We start from the raw sequence: 19,612 nt of genomic DNA on the forward strand, positions 1-19,612 counted from the left end.
CGTGACTGCATGAACGAACCGTTCCCTCGACAGATTTCCGGCGGCGCTGCGCGCGCCGTCCGCGCCGCGCTCGCCGCGACGCTCGTGGCGCTCCCGCTCGTCGGGCTGGCGCCGCTCGCCCATGCCGAGAAGGCCGACCAGAACAAGCCGATCAACGTCGAGGCCGACAACCTGACCTACGACGATCTGAAGCAGGTCACGGTCGCGACCGGCAACGTCGTGATCACGAAGGGCACGATCATCATCAAGGGCGATCGCGTCGAAGTGCGCCAGGACCCGGAAGGCTACCAGTACGCCACCTCGTTCGGCAGCGGCAAGAAGCACGCGACGTTCCGCCAGAAGCGCGAAGGCCTCGACGAATACATCGACGGCGACGCCGAGCGCATCGACTACGACGGCAAGCAGGACCTGACCACGCTGACCACCGCCGCGACCGTGCGCCGCCTGCAGGGCACGTCGACCGTCGCCGATACCGTGCACGGCAGCGTGATCACGTATGACGGCCAGCGCGACTTCTACACCGCGAAGGGCGGCAAGGACGTCGCGGCGCCGGGCAACCCGAACGGCCGCGTGCGTGCGATGCTGTCGCCGAAGAACGGCGGCCCCGCGCCGCTGAACGGGGCGCCGGCCAAGCTGTCGCCGTCGACCACGATCCAGGGAGCGCCCGGCCAATGAACGCGCTCCCGAACCGCCAGCCGGCCGGCACCACGAGCTCGCTCGTCGTCCGCAACCTGAAGAAGCGCTACGGCTCGCGCACGGTCGTCAAGGACGTGTCGCTCGACGTGAAGAGCGGCGAGGTCGTCGGCCTGCTCGGCCCGAACGGCGCCGGCAAGACCACGTCGTTCTACATGATCGTCGGCCTCGTGCCGACGGACGCAGGCGAGATCTCGCTGAACGGCAGCTCGATCGGCCTGCTGCCGATCCACAAGCGCGCGTCGCTCGGCCTGTCGTACCTGCCGCAAGAGGCGTCCGTGTTCCGCAAGCTGACCGTCGAGGAGAACATCCGCGCGGTGCTCGAGCTGCAGCACGGCGAAGACGGCAAGCGGCTGTCGAAGGACGCGATCTCGTCGCGCACCGAAGCGCTGCTCGACGAGCTGCAGATCGGCCATCTGCGCGAGAACCCCGCGCTGTCGCTGTCGGGCGGCGAACGGCGCCGCGTCGAAATCGCGCGCGCGCTCGCGACCAACCCGAGCTTCATCCTGCTCGACGAACCGTTCGCCGGCGTCGATCCGATCGCGGTGCTCGAGATCCAGAAGATCGTCAAGTTCCTGAAGCAGCGCAACATCGGCGTGCTGATCACGGACCACAACGTCCGCGAAACGCTCGGCATCTGCGACCACGCGTACATCATCAGCGACGGTTCGGTGCTGGCCGCCGGCGCGCCGAGCGAAATCATCGAAAACGAAAGCGTGCGCCGCGTGTACCTCGGCGAACACTTCCGCATGTAACTTTCTCCTCGTGGCTGGCTGCACCCCGCCCGGCATCGCCGCGCGGAGCCGCGCCCCGCTTGCATCCACGCCCGCGGCCATGCCCGCGGCCAGGCGGCGCGCCGCGCGTAATCGCGGATGGCTCAATGCGCCTGGGTCGTGGCAAACTGCCGGTATGACTCCCTCCTTGCCATGAAAGCCAGCCTCCAACTTCGCCTGTCGCAACATCTGGCGCTGACGCCGCAGCTGCAGCAGTCGATCCGGCTCCTGCAGTTGTCGACGCTCGAATTGCAGCAGGAAGTCGCGATGGCCGTCGCGCAAAACCCGCTGCTCGAGAACGACGACGAATGGATCGCGAGCCCGCTGCGCGTCGCGGCGGACGGATCGCTGATCGCGCAGACGCCGCCCGCACAGAACACCGAGCCCGCCACGACGAACGGCAGCGGCACGTCCAGCGATCGCGCGGAGCGCGACGAGCCGGCCGGCGCCGACGAATACGACGGTTACGGGTCCAGCGACGGCAACGACGGCCCGCAGTGGAACCTCGACGAATACGGCCGCTCGGGCGGCGCGTCCGACGACGACGACCTGCCGCCGCTGCAGGTGCAGGAAGCCGCGACGTCGCTGCGCGACCACCTGTCCGCGCAGTTGCGCGTCACGCAGGCCGGCCCGCGCGATCGCGCGCTCGTGATGTTCCTGATCGAATCGCTCGACGACGACGGCTACCTGACCGCCACGCTCGACGAAGTGCTCGCCGACCTGCCGCCCGAACTGGAAATCGACTGCGACGAACTGAACGCGGCGCTCGCGCTGCTGCACAGCTTCGACCCGGCCGGCGTCGGCGCGCGCTCGGCCTCCGAATGCCTGAAGCTGCAGTTGCTGCGTCTCGATCCGTCCCCGACGCGCACGCTCGCGCTCGACATCGTGTCGCAGCATCTCGAACTGCTCGCCGCCCGCGACTTCACACGGTTGCGCAAGCACCTGAAGGCGAGCGACGACGCGCTGCGCGACGCGCATGCGTTGATCCGCTCGCTCGAACCGTTCCCCGGCGCCGCATACGGCAAGGCCGAGGCCGACTACGTCGTGCCCGATATCATCGTGAAGAAGGCCGGCCAGGGATGGCTCGCGGAGCTCAATCCGGAGGTCGTGCCGCGCCTGCGGATCAACAACCTGTACGCGAACATCCTGCGCAACAGCCGTGGCGATCCGTCGGCCGGATCGCTGAAGCAGCAGCTTCAGGAAGCGCGCTGGCTGATCAAAAACATCCAGCAGCGTTTCGACACGATCCTGCGTGTCGCGCAGGCTATTGTCGAGCGTCAGAAGAATTTCTTTGCGCACGGCGAAATTGCCATGCGCCCCTTGGTTTTGCGGGAAATAGCTGATACGCTGGGCCTACACGAGTCGACTGTCAGCCGTGTGACAACCGGGAAGTACATGCTGACCCCGTTCGGGACGCTCGAATTTAAGTACTTCTTCGGATCTCACGTTTCGACCGACACCGGTGGCGCCGCCTCGTCGACCGCCATCCGAGCCCTCATCAAGCAACTGATAGGAGCTGAAGACCCAAAATCGCCACTTTCGGACAGCCGCATTGCCGAGCTGCTGGCAGAACAGGGTTTCGTGGTCGCGCGCCGCACGGTTGCGAAATATCGCGAAGCCCTCAAGATCCCGGCAGTGAATCTGCGCAAGTCTCTTTAAGCCTGCTGCCTGCCCGGCGGCAGGCGTGTTCCGGCCACCGCGCACACGGGGAACAGGCCGGGCGACCTGTCCGCGATACGCCGCCTCGTGCGGCACGGGCAAGTCGACCGGAGCGCCGCCTCGATGCGGCCGGGTGGTCACTCGCTTGGAGAAGCACTATGAACCTGAAGATCAGTGGACATCATCTCGAAGTCACGCCTGCAATTCGCGAATACGTGATCACCAAGCTGGACCGGGTGCTACGGCATAGCGATCAGGTGATCGATGGCACTGTGATCCTCTCGGTCGACAACCACAAGGAAAAGGACAAGCAGCAGCGCGCGGAAATCAATCTGCACCTGAAGGGCAAGGACATCTTCGTCGAAAGCGCGAACGGCAACCTGTACGCCGCGATCGATCTGCTGATCGACAAGCTGGATCGCCAGGTCGTCAAGCACATGGAGCGCCTGCAAACGCACGCGCACGACCCGATCAAGCTGCAGCCGTCGATCGACCAGATCGAACTGCCGCCGCAATAACCGTCACTGCAACACGCACGCCGCCCGGTTCGCCGGGCGTTTTTTTTGCGACTCCCGAAGGTGCAACCGGTCGGTCCGTGCTGCGCCACGCACGCGGCTGTGCTCTATAATGTTCCGGTTATCGCCGGGGGGTGTTGGATGCGGTAGCGGCGTTGCAGGTTGCCATGCCACATGCCTTGATATCGCCGAACATGGAAAATCAGTCCGCCGCCGCAAGGAGACCCCAGGCCGCCCAATCGCCTGCCAACATGAATCGCCTAGCCAAAATCCTGCCCATAGAGAACGTCGTCATCGACCTCTCGGTCACCAGCAAGAAACGCGTCTTCGAACAAGCCGGGCTGATGTTCGAGAATCAGAACGGCATCGGCCGCAGCACCGTCACGGACAACCTGTTCGCACGCGAGCGCCTCGGTTCGACCGGGCTCGGCGAAGGTGTCGCGATTCCGCACGGCCGCATCAAGGGCCTCAAGCACCCGCTCGCCGCGTTCGTCCGCCTCGCCGATGCGATCCCGTTCGAAGCGCCCGACGGCCAGCCGGTCGGCCTTCTGATCTTCCTGCTCGTCCCCGAGCAAGCTACCCAGCAGCACCTCGAGATCCTGTCGGAAATCGCGCAACTGCTGTCCGATCGCGACGCACGCGAGCGTCTGCACAACGAAACGGATATCGCCGAGTTGCATCGCCTGCTCACTCAGTGGCAACCTTGAGTTGTTCCGGGCGGAATATTTCCCCGTACCAGGCGGCACGCGCCGCCGTCCAGGGCCGCCCGGCGCCGGCCCGGCATGGCGACGTCCGTCGCCGCGCGCCCGCACCGGCCCATTGGAGTGACGAGAGTCATGGATACGTCCAGCATCAACGCCCAGAGCATCTTCGACGACAACGCAGCCACGCTGAAACTGAGCTGGCTGACGGGGCATGAAGGCTGGGAACGCGGCTTTTCGGCCGACACCGTCGGCAACGCAACATCGAGCGCCGACCTCGTCGGCCACCTGAACCTGATCCATCCGAACCGGATCCAGGTGCTCGGCGAAGCCGAAATCGACTACTACCAGCGACAGACCGACGAAGACCGCTCGCGCCACATGGCCGAGCTGATCGCGCTCGAACCGCCGTTCCTCGTCGTCGCCGGCGGCGCCGCGGCGCCGCCCGAACTGGTGCTGCGCTGCACGCGCTCGTCCACACCGCTGTTCACGACGCCGATGTCGGCGGCCGCGGTGATCGACAGCCTGCGGCTCTACATGTCGCGCATCCTCGCGCCGCGCGCGACGCTGCACGGCGTGTTCCTCGACATCCTCGGGATGGGCGTGCTGCTGACCGGCGATTCGGGCCTCGGCAAGAGCGAGCTCGGCCTCGAGCTGATCAGCCGCGGACACGGCCTCGTCGCCGACGACGCGGTCGACTTCGTCCGTCTTGGCCCCGATTTCGTCGAAGGGCGCTGCCCGCCGCTGCTGCAGAATCTGCTCGAAGTGCGTGGCCTCGGCCTGCTCGACATCAAGACGATCTTCGGTGAAACCGCGGTGCGACGGAAAATGAAGCTGAAGCTGATCGTCCAGCTCGTGCGGCGCCCCGACGGCGAATTCCAGCGCCTGCCGCTCGAAAGTCAAACCGTCGACGTGCTCGGTTTGCCGATCAGCAAGGTCACGATCCAGGTCGCGGCGGGCCGCAACCTCGCGGTGCTCGTCGAGGCGGCCGTCCGGAACACGATCCTGCAGTTGCGCGGAATCGACACGTTGCGCGATTTCATGGATCGACAACGACTCGCGATGCAGGATCCCGACAGTCAGTTCCCCGGCAAACTGGTGTAACCCGCACGCGCCCGGCCGCGCAACGCCGACGCGTCGAGCCGGTGCTATGATGAAACGTCAGGATTCTCCGTTCCCATGCGCATCGTCCTCATTACCGGCATCTCCGGCTCAGGCAAGTCCGTCGCGCTGAACGCGCTCGAAGACGCAGGCTATTACTGCGTCGACAACCTGCCGCCGCACGTGCTCCCCGAACTCGCCCGCTACCTCGCCCAGGACGGCCAGCGCCGGCTTGCGGTCGCGATCGACGCGCGCTCCAGCGCGTCGCTCGATGAAATGCCCGGCCTGATCCGCGAGCTGTCCCGCGAGCACGACGTGCGCGTGCTGTTCCTCAACGCGAGCACCCAGGCGCTGATCCAGCGCTTCTCCGAAACGCGCCGCCGCCATCCGTTGTCCGGCTCGCGGTCGCACGATGCGGACGTCGGCCTGCTGTCGTCGCTCGAGGAAGCGATCGAGCGCGAGCGCGAGCTCGTCGCGCCGCTCGCCGAATTCGGCCACCAGATCGATACCAGCACGCTGCGCGCGAACGCGCTGCGCACCTGGGTCAAGCGCTTCATCGAGCAGAAGAACAACGACCTGATGGTGATGTTCGAATCGTTCGGCTTCAAGCGCGGCGTGCCGCTCGACGCCGACCTGATGTTCGACGTGCGCGCGTTGCCGAACCCGTACTACGACCACCAGTTGCGCCCGCTCACCGGGCTCGACCAGCCGGTCATCGCCTTTCTCGACGCACTGCCGATCGTCCATCAGATGATCGACGACATCCATGCGTTCCTGATGAAATGGCTACCGCACTTCCGCGATGACAACCGCAGTTACCTGACCGTCGCCATCGGCTGCACGGGCGGCCAGCATCGCTCGGTGTTCATCGCGGAAACGCTCGCCGCGCGCCTCGCGCGCGACGCGAACGTGATCGTGCGGCATCGTGACGCGCCAGTGGATGTCGACGCGTCGTCGCGGCTCGTCTCCGAGGTCGATCGACCCTAGCGACACCCGCCCCCACGCCCGCGCGCCATGTCCTCCCTCTCGACCACCCTGATCGACCTGCCGCTGTTTCCGCTGCACACGGTGCTGTTTCCGGGAGGGCTGCTCCCGCTCAAGGTGTTCGAGGCACGCTATCTCGACATGTCGCGCGCATGCCTGCGCGACGATGCGCCGTTCGGCGTGTGCTTGCTCAAGAGCGGGCCCGAAGTCGCGCAGGACGGCGCGGTGTCGGTGCCCGAAACCATCGGCTGCATGGCGCGCATCACCGAATGCGATACCGGCGAGTTCGGGATGCTGTATCTGCAGGCGGTCGGCACGCAGCGTTTCGAGCTGCTGTCGTATCGCGTCGAAAGCAACGGGCTGCTGGTCGGCATCGCGGAGCCGCTGCCCGACGACATCCCGCTCGAAGGCGAACAGGCGCTCGCGCAGTTCGGCTCGTGCGCCGAGGTGCTCGAGCGCATCATCGACGCGCTGAAGAAGTCCGATCCGGAGAAAATGCCGTTCGGCGAACCGTTCCGCCTCGACGATCCGAGCTGGGTATCGAATCGCCTCGCGGAACTGCTGCCGCTCGACCTGCGCGCGCGGCAGAAGCTGATGGAGTTTCCGGACGTCGGCGCGCGCATCGACGCCGTGCACCACGTGCTCGACCGGCACGGCTGGCTGTAACGCCGCAGGCTCCGTCGCGCAGCGCACCTGCCCGGCGCACGCCTGCCTGCGCGACGGCACAGCCGCGGCAATCAGGCGCCTTCCCGAACGCGGCCCGCGCCGCGCCCTACGCCGTTCGTTACAGCAGCGGCCCGCTCAGCGCATCGAGCAGCTTGCGCACGGGCGCCGGCACGCCGTACGCGTCGAGCCGGCTCAGCGGCACCCATGCGGTGTCCGCGTCCCGCGCCGGCGACGGCAGGCCCTTGCCCCCCGTCAGATCGCTCAGCCGCGGCTCGATTTCGAGCCGGAAATGCGTGAACGTATGCGTGAGCGGCGCGAGCGGCACCGTGCCGCCGCCGCCGAAGCCGCGAGCGAGATCCGCGAGCGCGGCATCGCCGTCCGCTTGCGGCAGGCTCCACAGTCCGCCCCAGATGCCGGTCGGCGGCCGGCGCTCGAGCAGCACGGCGTCGCCGTCGCGCAGCACGAGCATCCAGGTCTTGCGCGTCGGCACGGCCTTCTTCGGCCGCGCGGCCGGCAGTTCGCGCTGACGGCCGGTCGATTGCGCGACGCAGTCGCCCGCGAACGGGCAGCGCGCGCAGTCGGGTTTGCCGCGCACGCACAGCGTCGCGCCCAGATCCATCAGCCCCTGCGTATACGCGCTCACGTCGGCCGCGTTCGCGGCGTCGGGCAGCAGCGATTCGGCGAGCGCCCACATGTCGTTCTCGACGCGCTTCTCGCCCGGAAAGCCCTCGACGCCGAATACCCGCGCGAGCACGCGCTTCACGTTGCCGTCGAGGATCGTCGCGCGCGCGCCGTACGCAAACGACGCGATCGCGGCGGCCGTCGAGCGACCGATGCCCGGCAGTTCGGCCAATGCGTCGGGGGTCGCCGGAAACGCGCCGCCGTGCTCGGCGACGACGACCTGCGCGCAGCGGTGCAAATTGCGCGCGCGCGAGTAGTAGCCGAGCCCCGCCCACAGCGCCATCACGTCGTCGCTCGGCGCGGCCGCGAGCGCGGCGACGTCGGGGTAGCGGTCGAGAAAACGCGTGTAATACGGAATGACGGTCGATACCTGCGTCTGCTGCAGCATGATTTCCGACAGCCAGATCCGGTACGGATCGCGGGTGTTCTGCCACGGCAGGTCATGGCGGCCATGCTCGCGCTGCCACGCGACGAGACGCGTGGCGAACGTGCGGTGCAGCGGCGTGACGGGGAACGGAGCGGGGGCGATGCGGGGCAGCTTCAAGTTTGTCTGATGGCGGAAAAGGGTTTCAACGCTGGCACGTCGGGCAGAAATAGGTCGATCGCTGGCCCTGCACGATCTGGCGGATCGATGTGCCGCATACGCGGCACGGCTGGCCGGCGCGATCGTAGACGAAGCAGTCGAGCTGGAAGTAGCCGCTTTCGCCGTTGCTGCCGACGAAATCGCGCAACGTGCTGCCGCCGCGCTCGATCGCGTCGGCGAGCGTCGCGCGTACCGCATCGGCCAGCCGCTCGTAGCGCGGCAGCGACACCTTGCCGGCGGCCGTCGTCGGCCGGATGCCGGCGCGAAACAGGCTCTCCGACGCGTAGATGTTGCCGACGCCGACAACCATGTCGCCCGCGAGCAGCGCCTGCTTGACCGATACCGTGCGGCCGCGTGTACGCGCATGCAGCAACGCGCCGGTGAACGCCGGCGAGAACGGCTCGACGCCGAGGCTCGCGAGGAGCGGATGCGCATGCACGTCGCCTGCGTCGCGCGGATGCCAGAGTACGGCGCCGAAGCGGCGGGGATCGCGGAACCGCAGCACGAATTCGTCGAAGATCCAGTCGATGTGGTCGTGCTTCGCCGCGACCGGCACGCCAGTTGCGGGCAACACGCGCAGCGTGCCGGTCATCCCGAGATGGACGATGAACCAGCCCGCATCGACCTCGAACAGCAGGTACTTGCCGCGGCGCTCGACGGCGAGCACCTCGCGCGCGCGCAACTGTTCGGCGAGCCCCGCCGGCACGGGCCAGCGCAACATCGCGGTACGGACGTCGACACGCTCGACGCGGCGGCCCGCGACAAAGGGCTCGATGCCCCGGCGCGTGACTTCGACTTCTGGCAACTCTGGCATGTTTTGCGGGTCTGAGGCTACGGTCTGTTTACATAGGAACGCGAGCGCTGCCACGAGAACGGCCGCGCTCGCGGCGCCCCCGAACGAGACGCGGGAATGCCCGAAATCGCCCGCCCGGCAGCACGCGAGACGGGCGATTTCGGGCATTCGCATGGGGATTCCACAGGTAAGCGGACCCTATCACGATCGTGCGTGTATTGTAGCGAGCGCGTTACAATCGGTTGAAACATCGAACGGATTTCCATGACCCTGCCCTCGAAGCTGCTTCAGAAGCGCCCCGCCGCCGTGCGCGGCGCGCGCGCCTTCCCGGTCCGCCGTGCAATCGGTGCCGCGCTGCTTGCCGCCTGGACCCTCACCGCCTTTCCGGCCCACGCGCAGGATCCGGCCTCGGACGACGCGGAGCCGCAGGGCGCGTTCGAGCATGTGATGCCGGACGAGCAGAAGAATCTCCCCGGCGTGCCGCTGACGAGCCAGATCGTCTACCAGGTGCTCGCCGCCGAGGTCGCGCTCCAGCGCAACCAGCCGGCACCGGCCTACCAGACCTACCTCGCGCTTGCCCGCGACACGCGCGATCCGCGCATGGCGCAGCGCGCGACCGAAATCGCGCTCGGCGCGCAGAGCCCGGCCGACGCGCTGTCCGCCGCGAATCTGTGGCGCCAGTACGCACCGGATTCGAACCGCGCGTCGCAGGTCGACGCCGCGCTGCTGGTGCTCGCCGGCAAGCCGGCCGACGCGCAGCCGATGCTCGCGCGCGAGCTGGCCCGTGCGACCGGCGACACGCGCGGCCCGGCGATCCTCGCGCTGCAGGCGCTGCTCGTGCGCGGCCCCGACCGCGTCGGCGGCCTCGCGGTGCTGAAGGACATGTTGAAGAACGACATGAATCGCCCCGAGGCGCAGCTCGCGATCGCGCGGCAGCAGCTCGCGGTCGACGACAAGGACGGCGCCGCGCAGTCGCTGAAGCAGGCGCTGCAGATTCGCCCCGATTACCTGCCGGCGGCGCTGATGCTGTCGCAAATGGGGCCGGCGGAACGCGCGGCGGGCATCGCGTCGTTCGAGAAGTATGTTCAGCAGAATCCGAAGTCGCGCGACGCACGGCTCGCGCTGTCGCAGCTCTATCTCGCCGACGATCGTCTCGACGACGCACAGAAGCAGTTCGAGACGATGCGCAAGCTCGACTCGAAGGATCCGACGCCGCTGATGGCGCTCGCGCTGATCAAGATCCAGCAGAAGAAGCTCGACGAGGCGACCGGCTACCTGAAGCAGTACGTGCAGCTCGGCGACAAGCAGCCGAATCTCGACGTCGGCCAGGGCTACATCTACCTCGCGCAGATCGCGATCGACCAGAACAACGACGCGCAGGCGTCGCAATGGCTCGACAAGGTCGACCAGACGAGCCAGCACTACCTGCCCGCGCAGATCACCCGCGCGCAACTGCTGCAGAAACAGGGCAAGACCGACGAGGCGCGCAAGGTGCTCGACAACCTGCCGATCACGGATCCGCGCGACGCGGCCGTGGTGGCGCGCACCGATGCGTCGATCCTGTTCACGGCGAAGCGCTATCCGGAAGCGGAGGCGCGGCTCGGGCAGGCCGTCCAGGACTTCCCGGACGATCCCGACCTGCGCTACGACTACGCGATGGCGGCCGAAAAGACGGGCCACTATGCGACGATGGAAAAGCAGTTGCGCGAGCTGATCCGTACGCAGCCCGACAACCCGCAGGCCTACAACGCGCTCGGCTATTCGCTCGCCGACCGCAACCAGCGCCTGCCCGAGGCCAGCAAGCTGATCGACAAGGCGATGGCGCTCGCGCCGAACGACGCCTACATCATGGACAGCCTCGGCTGGGTGAAGTACCGGATGGGCGACACGGCCGGCGCGACGAAGGTGCTGCAGCGTGCATACGAACTGCAGCCGAACGCCGAAATCGGCGCGCATCTCGGCGAGGTGCTTTGGAAGAGCGGCGCGCAGGACGACGCGCGCAACGCGTGGCGTGCCGCGCAGAAGCTCGAGCCCGACAACGAAACGCTCGTGCAGACGCTGAAACGCCTGCAGATCAACGGCCTCTGATGCGGATGTTCCCGATGTTTTCCCTGTCCTCCCGCGCGTGGCGTACGCTCGCCGCGGCCAGCGCGGCGCTCGCGCTCGCCGGCTGCGCGAGCACGCCGCCGTCGGCCGGCACGCCGGCGGGCGCCGCCCTGCAGACGGCGGCAACGCATGCGTACCACGGCCGCTTCGCGGTGCGGTACGACGATCGTCTCGGCAACCCGCAGAACGTGTACGGCAACTTCGACTGGCAGGAACACGGCGACGACGTGTCGCTCGAACTGCGCAGCCCGCTCGGCCAGACGCTCGCGGTCGTGAAAGCGACGCCGCACGCGGCGTCGCTCGAATTGCCGAACCGTCCGACCCAATATGCGCCGGACGTCGGCGACCTGATGCAGAAGACGCTCGGCTTCGAGCTGCCGCTCGCGGGCCTGCGCTACTGGCTGCTGCCGAGCGCCGCGCCCGCGACGCCCGCGGAAACCGTGCGCGACCCGGCCGACGGCACGCGCATCAAGCAGCTCCGCCAGGACGGCTGGACGATCGACTACCTTGCCTACGCGGATGCCCCGGCCACGGGCGTCAAACGCGTCAACCTCGTGCGCGCGACGCCGCCGCTCGACATCAAGCTCGTGCTCGATCAGTGAGCACGCGCGCCTAGCCCCCGATACCCGCATGACCGATTCGACCCGCTCGCTGCGCAACTGCCTGGCGCCCGCGAAACTCAACCTGTTCCTGCACATCACCGGTCGCCGCCCGAACGGCTATCACGATCTGCAGAGCGTATTCCAGCTGCTGAACTGGGGCGACACGCTGCACTTCACGCGGCGCGACGACGGCCGCGTCGCACGCGTCACCGACGTGCCCGGCGTGCCCGAGGAAAGCGATCTCGTCGTACGCGCGGCCAACCTGCTGAAAGCGCATACGGGCACCGCGCACGGCGTCGACATCGAGATCGACAAGATCCTGCCGATGGGCGCCGGTCTCGGCGGCGGCAGCTCCGACGCGGCGACGACGCTGCTCGCGCTGAACCGCCTGTGGCAACTCGATTTGCCGCGCGCCGAACTCCAGTCGCTCGCGGTCAAACTCGGCGCCGACGTCCCGTTTTTTATTTTTGGAAAAAATGCGTTCGCAGAGGGTATCGGAGAAGAATTAGCTGAGGTAGAATTGCCGACTCGCTGGTTCCTGGTTGTGACGCCACGCGTTCATGTCCCGACCGCTGAAATATTTTCAGATGAGTTGTTGACAAGAGATACGAAGCCCGTCACAATTGCTGACTTTCTTGCACAGCAAACCAGCGATGCGGGATGGCCAGATAGCTTCGGCCGGAACGATATGCAGGAAGTTGTAACAAGGAAGTACGCGGAAGTTGCGCAGGTGGTCAAATGGTTGTATGATGTGACCCCCGCGAGGATGACCGGCTCCGGAGCAAGCGTGTTTGCAGCGTTTCACGGCAAGCACGAGGCAGAAGCGGCGAAAGCCAGACTGCCCGCCAGTTGGAATGGCGCAGTTGCCGAGAGCCTGAACGAGCATCCGCTCTTCGCTTTCGCGTCATGAAGTTTTACTTTGCCGAACGGCCTACACGAGTTCGGTGAAGTTATCAGTTAAGTGTAGGGGAGTCGCCAAGTTGGTCAAGGCACCGGATTTTGATTCCGGCATGCGAGGGTTCGAGTCCTTCCTCCCCTGCCAAAAATTTTCCCGCATTTCCCGCCCAAGCCTGAAGCAGGTGCACGATGAGCAGCCACAGCCATGATGGCCTGATGGTCTTTACTGGCAACGCGAATCCCGCGCTCGCCCAGGAAGTCGTCAATATCCTTGGTATCCCCCTCGGCAAAGCGATGGTCAGCCGTTTCTCCGACGGCGAGATCCAGGTCGAGATCCAGGAAAACGTGCGCGGCAAGGACGTCTTCGTCCTGCAATCCACGTGCGCACCGACGAACGACAACCTGATGGAACTGATGATCATGGTCGATGCGCTCAAGCGCGCATCCGCCGGCCGGATCACTGCAGCCATCCCCTACTTCGGCTATGCGCGTCAGGATCGCCGCCCGCGTTCGGCGCGCGTCGCGATCTCGGCGAAGGTCATCGCGAACATGCTGGAAATCGCCGGCGTCGAGCGGATCATCACGATGGATCTGCACGCCGACCAGATTCAAGGCTTCTTCGACATTCCGGTCGACAACATCTACGCCACGCCGATCCTGCTGGGCGACCTGCGCAAGCAGAACTACTCGGATCTGCTCGTCGTGTCGCCGGACGTCGGCGGCGTGGTGCGTGCCCGGGCACTCGCGAAGCAGCTCAACTGCGATCTCGCGATCATCGACAAGCGTCGCCCGAAGGCGAACGTCGCCGAAGTGATGAACATCATCGGTGAAGTCGAAGGCCGCACCTGCGTGATCATGGACGACATGGTCGATACGGCCGGCACGCTCTGCAAGGCCGCGCAAGTGCTGAAGGACCGCGGTGCGAAACAGGTGTTCGCGTACGCGACGCACCCGGTGCTGTCGGGCGGCGCCGCAGATCGCATCGCCGCATCGGCACTCGACGAGCTGGTCGTGACCGACACGATTCCGCTGTCGGCCGAATCGCTGGCGTGCTCGAAGATCCGCTCGCTGACGAGCGCGAGCCTGCTGGCCGAGACGTTCTCGCGGATTCGCCGCGGCGATTCGGTGATGTCGCTGTTCGCGGAATCCTGATCGCGAAACGACGGAACAAAGTATGCGCGGAAAGCGAAGCGGCAACGCTTCGCTTTTTGCACAATCGGACGGGATAGACGAAACCCCGGCCGTTTCATCGGGGGCCGCTTGATGGCCCCGTTTCACTGCCTGGTCGCGGGCAGCCATTGGAGAATCACATGAAAGTCGTCGCTTTCGAGCGCCAACAGCAAGGTACGGGTGCGAGCCGCCGCCTGCGCAACGCCGGTAAGACCACGGGTATCGTCTACGGTGGCGAAGCCGCCCCGCAAAAGATCGAACTCGATCACAACGCCCTGTGGCACGCCCTGAAGAAGGAAGCCTTCCACTCGTCGATCCTCGACCTCGAAGTGGCCGGCCAGTCGCAACAGGTTCTGCTGCGCGACGTGCAATACCACCCGTTCAAGCAACTGGTGCTGCACGTGGACTTCCAGCGCGTCGACGCGAAGAAGAAGCTGCACACGAAGGTGCCGCTGCACTTCCTGAACGCTGAAGTCAGCCCGGCCGTGAAGCTGTCGAGCGCAGTCGTTTCGCACGTCGCGACGGAAATCGAAGTCGAGTGCCTGCCGGCTGCCCTGCCGGAATTCCTCGAAGTCGACCTGTCGAAGATCGAAGCCGGTCAATCGCTGCACGCGAAGGACATCGCGCTGCCGAAGGGCGTCGCGCTGGTCGCGCACGTCGACGCGGAAAACCCGGTCGTCGCATCGGCGACGATCCCGGCTGGCGCCGTGTCGGACGCAGCAGACGAAGGCGAAACGCCGGCTGCCTAAGCGGCCGCTCACGCGCCCAATCGATCCGTTTCACGAAACGGTCGACGCAACCCGCCGCGGCCTGCCCGGCGGGTTTTTCTTTTTCTGCGCCCAGGCGGCAGCCGCCGCCTTCGAAACGTCATGATCAAACTGATCGTCGGCCTCGGCAATCCCGGGGCGGAATACACCGCGACACGCCACAACGCCGGCTTCTGGCTGATCGACCAGCTCGCCCGCGAAGCCGGCACGACGCTGCGCGACGAGCGCCGCTTCCACGGCTTCTATGCGAAAGCGCGCCTGCACGGCGAGGAAGTCCACCTGCTCGAGCCGCAAACCTACATGAACCGTTCCGGCCAATCGGTCGTCGCGCTCGCGCAATTCTTCAAGATCCTGCCCGACCAGATCCTCGTCGCGCACGACGAACTCGACCTGCCGCCCGGCACCGTGAAGCTGAAGCTCGGCGGCGGCAGTGGCGGCCACAACGGCCTGAAGGACATCTCCGCGCACCTGTCGTCGCAGCAGTACTGGCGGCTGCGGATCGGCATCGGCCATCCGCGCGACCTGATTCCGGAAAGTGCGCGCGCCGGCGCGAAGCCCGACGTTGCGAACTTCGTGCTGAAACCGCCGCGCCGCGAGGAACAGGACGTGATCGACGCATCGATCGAGCGCGCGCTCGCCGTGATGCCGATGGTCGTCAAGGGCGAACTCGATCGCGCGACGATGCAACTGCATCGCAACTGACCGCCCGTCGCACCGGCCCGGTGCATCGGCCGTTCGGCGCAACCGGGCGGCCTCGCTCGCCCCACCGCGGCGCGCACATGCGGTACTCTCGACGTTTTGCCCGACAGGAGCCATGCGGTGAGCCGTTACTGGAGCGACGTCGTTCAGCAACTCGTGCCTTACGTGCCGGGCGAACAGCCCGCACTCGCGCATCCCGTCAAGCTGAACACCAACGAGAATCCCTATCCGCCGTCGCCGCGCGTCGTCGCGGCGATCGCGCGCGAACTCGGCGACACCGGCGACACGCTGCGCCGCTACCCGGACCCGGTCGCGCGCGCGCTGCGCGAGACGGTCGCGGCCCATCACCGCATCGCGCCCGAGCAGGTGTTCGTCGGCAACGGCTCCGACGAGGTGCTCGCGCACGCGTTCCAGGCGTTGCTCAAGCACGACCGGCCGCTACGCTTTCCCGACATCACGTACAGCTTCTATCCGACCTACGCGCGCCTGTACGGCGTCGAGACCACGGTCGTACCGCTCGCGGACGATTTCTCGATCCGCGTCGACGACTATCTCGACGACGCCGGCGGCGTACTGTTTCCGAACCCGAATGCGCCGACCGGGCGCGCGTTGCCGCTCGCTGACGTCGAGCGGATCGCGGCCGCGAATCCGTCGTCGGTCGTCGTGATCGACGAAGCGTACGTCGATTTCGGCGCGCAGTCGGCCATCACGCTGATCGACCGTCATCCGAACCTGCTCGTCGTGCATACGACGTCGAAGGCACGCTCGCTCGCGGGCATGCGCGTCGGCTTCGCGTTCGGCGATGCGGCGCTGATCGACGCGCTGAACCGCGTGAAGGACAGCTTCAACTCGTATCCGCTCGACCGGCTCGCGCAGGTGGCCGCGCAGGCCGCCTACGAGGACGCCGATTATTTCCACGCCACCTGCCGGCGCGTGATCGACAGCCGGGCGCGGCTCACGCATGCGCTCGACGCACTCGGCTTCGAGATCGTGCCGTCGGCCGCGAATTTCGTGTTCGCGCGCCATCCCGCGCACGATGCGGGCACGATCGCGGCGAAGCTGAAGGAACGGGAAATTTTCGTGCGGCACTTCCGGCTGCCGCGAATCGACCAGCACCTGCGCATCACCGTCGGCACCGATGCCGAATGCGATGCGCTCGTCGCGGCGTTGCACGAGCTGCTGGCCTGACACGAAAGAACCGGCGCCGGGCGGCGCCGATCCGAAAGCGCGACGCGCGCGAGCCCATCGAGGCGCGCGCGTCAGCGCAGGATCACGATGCGTCGTCGCCCTTGGCGGCGATCAACGCGTGATACTTCTCCATCAATTGCGCGTGCGATTCGTCATGCTGCGGATCGCGCGGAATGCATTCGACCGGACACACCTGCTGGCACTGCGGTTCGTCGAAATGGCCGACGCACTCGGTGCACTTGTTCGGGTCGATCACGTAGATCTCCGGGCCCATCGAAATCGCGCCGTTCGGGCACTCGGGCTCGCACACGTCGCAATTGATGCACTCGTCGGTAATCATCAAAGACATACTGATCTCACTTCTTCAGGCCGCCGGCCGGCTTCGCAACGAAACCGGCCGGCGCCGCGTCACGCGGCAGGGCCTCCGATCGCGGCGACCTTCTCGGTCAGCCACTTCTCGACGGACGGGAACACGAACTTGCTGACATCGCCGCCCAATTGCGCGATTTCGCGCACGATCGTTCCCGAGATGAACTGGTACTGGTCGGACGGCGTCATGAACATCGTCTCGACGTCGGGCAGCAGATAGCGGTTCATGCCCGCCATCTGGAACTCGTATTCGAAATCGGACACGGCGCGCAGCCCGCGCACGATCACGCGCGCATTGTTGACCCGGACGAAATCCTTCAGGAGGCCGGTGAAACTCATCACCTTCACGTTCGGATAATGACCGAGCACCTCGTTCGCAATCGTCAGACGTTCTTCGAGCGAGAAAAACGGCTTTTTCGCGCGGCTGTCGGCGACACCCACCACCAGCGTATCAAAAATGCTCGACGCACGCCGCACGAGGTCTTCGTGCCCGCGCGTCAGCGGATCGAACGTACCGGGATACACGGCGACTACCATGTCGCTCCTCCTGTCATCACGCAAACGGGATGGCAGCCGTGCGATGCGCACGCCGCTGCCGAGATGGGCATGCGTCGCCTTTGCGGCGCGCCGCCTCGTATGGAACGCGCATTATTCATCATTTTCGCGCCGCAGCAAATGATAGTGAACCGCACCGGCCTTGCCGTGCCTCGCCACCTGCCAGCCCGAGAGCGCGTCGTGCGCGGCCGGATCGAGTTCCGCCCCCGTTTCGACGTACAGCGCGCCGCCGGCCGCGACGAGCGGCGCCGACAACGCGATCGCGCGCTCGAGCGCGGCCAGGTCGTCGAACGGCGGATCGAGGAACACGACGTCGAACGCGCCCGGCGTGAGCCCGGCCGCGAGCCGCAGCGCGTCGGCCTCGGCGATCTCGACCGAGCGGGCACCGAGCTTGTCCTTGATCGCACGAAGCTGCTGCGCGGCGCGCGGATGGCGCTCGACCATCACGACGCTCGCCGCGCCGCGCGACGCGGCCTCGAAGCCGAGCGCGCCGGTGCCCGCGAACAGGTCGAGGCAGCGCCACCCGTCGAGATCCTGGCCGAGCCAGTTGAACAGCGTCTCGCGGACGCGATCGGGGGTCGGGCGCAGGCCGTCGAGATCGAGCACCGCGAGCGGCGTGCGTTTCCAGTCGCCGCCGATGATGCGGATCGTGTGCGGCTTGCCGCGGCCAGGGGTGGCCGCCGGGCGGCCGGAAGAGGAACGGGACATACGGGATATCGACAACGGAGGGACCGGGCGCGCGCAGGGGGCGCCGCCAAACAGGCGCACGTTACCACAGCGGCGACGCGCACTGGCGCGAGCGCCACGCCGCACTGATAAAATGCACGGTTTCGGCCGCCGTGCGCCGCGCCCGCGCGAACGCAGAACGGCCCGTCCGGCGCCCCCGCCCTCGGCGGCGGCCCGCCCTCTTCCCGACGCCAGACCATGTTCAGTTTCTTCAAACGATTCAAGAAAACGCAGGAGCCCGATCCGGCGGAATCGCAATCGGCCGACGCGCAGCAAGCGGACGAAGCGTCCGACGCCGACGCGCGCGCGACGCCGCCCGCGGCCGACGTGCCGCAGGCGCCCGCGCAACCGGCCGCGCCAGCCGTCGTGATGACGGTCACGCCGACCAACGACGGCCGCGACGAAGTCGTCGAGACGGTCGAGATCGTCCCGCCGCCGCAGCAGGACGCGTCCGCGAAGAAGTCGTGGCTCGCGCGCCTGAAAACAGGTCTCGCGAAGACGGGCTCGAACATCACCGGCGTCTTCGTCAACACGAAGATCGACGAGGATCTGTACGAGGAGCTCGAAACCGCGCTGCTGATGTCCGACGCGGGCGTCGACGCGACCGAATACCTGCTCGGCGCGCTGCGCGAGAAGGTGCGCGCGGGCCGGCTGACCGATCCGCAGCAGGTGAAGAATGCACTGCGCGACCTGCTCGTCGAGTTGCTGACGCCGCTCGAGAAATCGCTGATGCTCGGCCGCGCGCAGCCGCTCGTGATGATGATCGCCGGCGTGAACGGCGCGGGCAAGACGACCAGCATCGGCAAGCTCGCGAAGCATCTGCAGAGCTTCGACCAGTCGGTGCTGCTGGCCGCCGGCGACACGTTCCGCGCGGCCGCGCGCGAACAGCTCGCGGTCTGGGGCGAACGCAACAACGTGACGGTCGTGCAGCAGGAAAGCGGCGATCCGGCCGCGGTGATCTTCGACGCGGTCAGCGCCGCGCGCGCGCGCAAGATCGACGTGATGATGGCCGACACGGCCGGCCGCCTGCCGACGCAGCTCCATCTGATGGAAGAGCTGAAGAAGGTGAAGCGCGTGATCGCGAAGGCGCACGATGGCGCGCCGCACGAAGTGCTGCTGGTGATCGACGCGAACACCGGCCAGAACGCGCTCACGCAGGTGAAGGCATTCGACGACGCGCTGGGCCTCACCGGCCTGATCGTCACGAAGCTCGACGGCACCGCGAAGGGCGGGATTCTCGCGGCGATCGCGCGGCAACGCCCGGTGCCCGTCTACTTCATCGGCGTCGGCGAGAAGGTCGAGGACCTGCAGCCGTTCAGCGCGGCGGAATTCGCGGACGCGCTGCTCGGCTGAACGCCGCCGGCTCGCGTCGCACCTCGCACAG

The 19,612-nt window shown here is 66.8% G+C and carries 21 protein-coding genes and 1 tRNA gene; 17 read left to right on the forward strand and 5 right to left on the reverse strand.

Annotation, left to right across the window (positions count from 1 at the left end):
• The first annotated feature begins 9 nt into the window (after nt 1-9).
• The 8 genes from lptA to WT24_RS19945 all read left to right on the forward strand — a co-directional run bounded on the left by lptA (nt 10) and on the right by WT24_RS19945 (nt 7,092).
• Entirely contained in the window at nt 10-675 is a 666-nt protein-coding gene (lptA, locus tag WT24_RS19910) for a lipopolysaccharide transport periplasmic protein LptA (protein ID WP_006483139.1), read from the forward strand.
• Nucleotides 672-1,448: an LPS export ABC transporter ATP-binding protein gene (gene lptB / locus WT24_RS19915; RefSeq protein WP_059506655.1), complete on the forward strand. Its 777-nt coding sequence runs from the start codon at nt 672-674 to the stop codon at nt 1,446-1,448. Before lptA ends, lptB begins: the two co-directional genes overlap by 4 nt.
• Nucleotides 1,449-1,619: 171 nt before the next feature.
• Nucleotides 1,620-3,125 carry an RNA polymerase factor sigma-54 gene (locus WT24_RS19920; RefSeq protein ID WP_060035680.1) on the forward strand — a complete coding sequence of 502 codons (1,506 nt, stop codon included), beginning with the start codon at nt 1,620-1,622 and terminating at the stop codon, nt 3,123-3,125.
• A 158-nt stretch (nt 3,126-3,283) separates the two neighbouring features.
• Entirely contained in the window at nt 3,284-3,643 is a 360-nt protein-coding gene (hpf, locus tag WT24_RS19925) for a ribosome hibernation-promoting factor, HPF/YfiA family (RefSeq protein WP_006477786.1), read from the forward strand.
• Nucleotides 3,644-3,834: 191 nt separating this feature from the next.
• Complete coding sequence (locus WT24_RS19930) at nt 3,835-4,347, forward strand: PTS sugar transporter subunit IIA (protein WP_027806888.1); 513 nt, start codon at nt 3,835-3,837, stop codon at nt 4,345-4,347.
• A gap of 129 nt (nt 4,348-4,476) precedes the next feature.
• A complete protein-coding gene (gene hprK / locus WT24_RS19935; protein WP_006483133.1) occupies nt 4,477-5,445 on the forward strand; it encodes an HPr(Ser) kinase/phosphatase in 969 nt (322 codons plus the stop codon).
• Between the two features lie 75 nt (nt 5,446-5,520).
• Nucleotides 5,521-6,429 carry an RNase adapter RapZ gene (gene rapZ / locus WT24_RS19940; protein ID WP_006477783.1) on the forward strand — a complete coding sequence of 303 codons (909 nt, stop codon included), beginning with the start codon at nt 5,521-5,523 and terminating at the stop codon, nt 6,427-6,429.
• Between the two features lie 27 nt (nt 6,430-6,456).
• Nucleotides 6,457-7,092, forward strand: a complete 636-nt coding sequence (locus WT24_RS19945) for an LON peptidase substrate-binding domain-containing protein (RefSeq protein WP_034208417.1) — start codon at nt 6,457-6,459, stop codon at nt 7,090-7,092.
• A 118-nt stretch (nt 7,093-7,210) separates the two neighbouring features.
• On the opposite strand, the gene mutY is transcribed toward WT24_RS19945, so the two are convergent.
• Both mutY and mutM read right to left on the reverse strand, forming a co-directional pair.
• Complete coding sequence (mutY, locus tag WT24_RS19950) at nt 7,211-8,317, reverse strand: A/G-specific adenine glycosylase (RefSeq protein ID WP_060035681.1); 1,107 nt, start codon at nt 8,315-8,317, stop codon at nt 7,211-7,213.
• 25 nt (nt 8,318-8,342) lie between these two features.
• The gene (gene mutM / locus WT24_RS19955) at nt 8,343-9,170 is read right to left on the reverse strand and encodes a bifunctional DNA-formamidopyrimidine glycosylase/DNA-(apurinic or apyrimidinic site) lyase (RefSeq protein WP_059506649.1); all 828 of its coding nucleotides are present in this window, start codon (nt 9,168-9,170) and stop codon (nt 8,343-8,345) included.
• Between the two features lie 243 nt (nt 9,171-9,413).
• Here mutM and WT24_RS19960 point away from each other — a divergent pair, with 243 nt between their 5' ends.
• The 8 genes from WT24_RS19960 (at nt 9,414) to hisC (ending at nt 16,578) form a co-directional block, all read left to right on the forward strand.
• Nucleotides 9,414-11,237, forward strand: coding sequence for a tetratricopeptide repeat protein (locus WT24_RS19960; protein WP_059506647.1), 1,824 nt, complete (start codon nt 9,414-9,416; stop codon nt 11,235-11,237).
• Nucleotides 11,237-11,857, forward strand: a complete 621-nt coding sequence (lolB, locus tag WT24_RS19965) for a lipoprotein insertase outer membrane protein LolB (RefSeq protein WP_060035682.1) — start codon at nt 11,237-11,239, stop codon at nt 11,855-11,857. The genes WT24_RS19960 and lolB overlap by 1 nt, the downstream gene beginning before the upstream one ends.
• 28 nt (nt 11,858-11,885) lie before the next feature.
• The gene (ispE, locus tag WT24_RS19970; protein ID WP_060035683.1) at nt 11,886-12,767 is read left to right on the forward strand and encodes a 4-(cytidine 5'-diphospho)-2-C-methyl-D-erythritol kinase; all 882 of its coding nucleotides are present in this window, start codon (nt 11,886-11,888) and stop codon (nt 12,765-12,767) included.
• Between the two features lie 55 nt (nt 12,768-12,822).
• A tRNA-Gln gene (locus WT24_RS19975) sits at nt 12,823-12,899 on the forward strand.
• A gap of 44 nt (nt 12,900-12,943) precedes the next feature.
• A complete protein-coding gene (locus WT24_RS19980) occupies nt 12,944-13,906 on the forward strand; it encodes a ribose-phosphate pyrophosphokinase (RefSeq protein ID WP_006483739.1) in 963 nt (320 codons plus the stop codon).
• A gap of 158 nt (nt 13,907-14,064) precedes the next feature.
• Nucleotides 14,065-14,673 carry a 50S ribosomal protein L25/general stress protein Ctc gene (locus WT24_RS19985; protein WP_034208424.1) on the forward strand — a complete coding sequence of 203 codons (609 nt, stop codon included), beginning with the start codon at nt 14,065-14,067 and terminating at the stop codon, nt 14,671-14,673.
• Between the two features lie 120 nt (nt 14,674-14,793).
• Complete coding sequence (gene pth, locus WT24_RS19990) at nt 14,794-15,393, forward strand: aminoacyl-tRNA hydrolase (RefSeq protein ID WP_048246979.1); 600 nt, start codon at nt 14,794-14,796, stop codon at nt 15,391-15,393.
• 117 nt (nt 15,394-15,510) lie between these two features.
• Nucleotides 15,511-16,578 (forward strand): histidinol-phosphate transaminase, encoded by a 1,068-nt coding sequence (hisC, locus tag WT24_RS19995; RefSeq protein ID WP_059506641.1) that lies wholly within the window; start codon nt 15,511-15,513, stop codon nt 16,576-16,578.
• A gap of 82 nt (nt 16,579-16,660) precedes the next feature.
• Here hisC and WT24_RS20000 read toward each other — a convergent pair whose 3' ends face one another.
• The 3 genes from WT24_RS20000 to rsmD all read right to left on the reverse strand — a co-directional run bounded on the left by WT24_RS20000 (nt 16,661) and on the right by rsmD (nt 18,210).
• On the reverse strand, nt 16,661-16,927 hold the full coding sequence (locus WT24_RS20000) for a YfhL family 4Fe-4S dicluster ferredoxin (RefSeq protein ID WP_059506639.1): 267 nt from the start codon (nt 16,925-16,927) through the stop codon (nt 16,661-16,663).
• Between the two features lie 59 nt (nt 16,928-16,986).
• Complete coding sequence (gene coaD / locus WT24_RS20005) at nt 16,987-17,484, reverse strand: pantetheine-phosphate adenylyltransferase (protein WP_027785472.1); 498 nt, start codon at nt 17,482-17,484, stop codon at nt 16,987-16,989.
• A gap of 111 nt (nt 17,485-17,595) precedes the next feature.
• Nucleotides 17,596-18,210, reverse strand: a complete 615-nt coding sequence (rsmD, locus tag WT24_RS20010; protein WP_060035684.1) for a 16S rRNA (guanine(966)-N(2))-methyltransferase RsmD — start codon at nt 18,208-18,210, stop codon at nt 17,596-17,598.
• A 216-nt stretch (nt 18,211-18,426) separates the two neighbouring features.
• Here rsmD and ftsY point away from each other — a divergent pair, with 216 nt between their 5' ends.
• Nucleotides 18,427-19,581 (forward strand): signal recognition particle-docking protein FtsY, encoded by a 1,155-nt coding sequence (ftsY, locus tag WT24_RS20015; protein ID WP_059795510.1) that lies wholly within the window; start codon nt 18,427-18,429, stop codon nt 19,579-19,581.
• The last annotated feature ends 31 nt before the right edge of the window (nt 19,582-19,612 follow it).

Origin of the sequence: Burkholderia sp. MSMB1078WGS (genome assembly GCF_001528895.1) — a bacterium.
Classification (GTDB): domain Bacteria; phylum Pseudomonadota; class Gammaproteobacteria; order Burkholderiales; family Burkholderiaceae; genus Burkholderia.